At 57.2% G+C, this 794-nt stretch carries 2 protein-coding genes and 1 pseudogene; all 3 read right to left on the reverse strand.

Going from position 1 to position 794, the window contains the following annotated elements:
* Positions 1 to 186: 186 nt before the first annotated feature.
* Positions 187 to 348, reverse strand: a pseudogene (locus DPV74_RS41635) (H-NS family nucleoid-associated regulatory protein); the annotation flags it as partial.
* 7 nt (positions 349 to 355) lie between these two features.
* A complete protein-coding gene (locus DPV74_RS41640) occupies positions 356 to 640 on the reverse strand; it encodes a hypothetical protein (RefSeq protein WP_060311774.1) in 285 nt (94 codons plus the stop codon).
* On the reverse strand, positions 615 to 794 hold a 180-nt coding region (locus DPV74_RS41645; RefSeq protein ID WP_205572000.1), incomplete at its 5' end, for a hypothetical protein. The genes DPV74_RS41640 and DPV74_RS41645, both read right to left, overlap by 26 nt.

A 794-nucleotide genomic window follows, 5' to 3' on the forward strand; every position in this document is an offset into this window, starting at 1 on the left:
TCTGCTCCGCCGTCCAGCGCCGCCGGCGCTCCGGGCCCGTCAACACTTCCATCACTTCCTGCCTGGTGTTAGTCAAAAACACAGTCTTATGCCTACCCGTTATTGTAAGTGGGTGACTGTGTCCGGCGTTTCAGGGGGCTGCTCCACGGACAGAGGCCGAGCAACGTGATCAACTGTCAACTCGGCTCACTGTTCGATCAGAAAACGATCGCGATTCTTGGCTTTCGCAATCCACTGCGGCGCCTTACCGCGGCCACTCCACGTCGCGCCGGTTTTCGGATCGCGATACTTCGGTGCAATCGGAGCGCGTGGGTGCGCTGCAACGGCGCGACGCCGACCGAAAATTTGCAAACGCTTACGACGCCGGCTTGTCCATCCAATCCGGCTCAGCCTTCATTGGCATATGGCCATGGTGATATGCGTAACAGTCCAACCATGCTTGGGCTTGCGACTTTCGGAACGGCTGCCGGTCCGTATAGTGGCTTTGCGATGCGGTAGAACTTGGGTGCATCCAGCCGTACAGCACCGGGTCTTGGTCGACAACCGTGTGGACGGTGTATCCTGCCTTCTTCAGGTCGTCGATTTCTGCAGCGCTCAGTTCAAGTGTGTGGTTGTTAGTTGACATAATGCTGATGATCATTTTTTGATTTTGTAGTAGCTAGATGGAAATGTCCGCTTTTGGCTACATGGAAATGTCCGCTTTCGTGCCGCGTAAGCTGTCCGGCCGCCGGGTGTCCGGCGCCGGAGGCTGCGATGGCTGCAACGGAGTGGATCACGATGACGATGCGCGAGCT

The organism is Burkholderia sp. HAN2018 (genome assembly GCF_024704855.1).
In the GTDB taxonomy this organism is placed as follows: Bacteria; Pseudomonadota; Gammaproteobacteria; order Burkholderiales; family Burkholderiaceae; genus Burkholderia; species Burkholderia cepacia.

Coding starts and splice junctions, on each gene's coding strand:
- DPV74_RS41640 (WP_060311774.1), bottom strand. CDS start 640: ATGATCATCAGCATTATGTCAACTAACAACCACACACTTGAACTGAGC.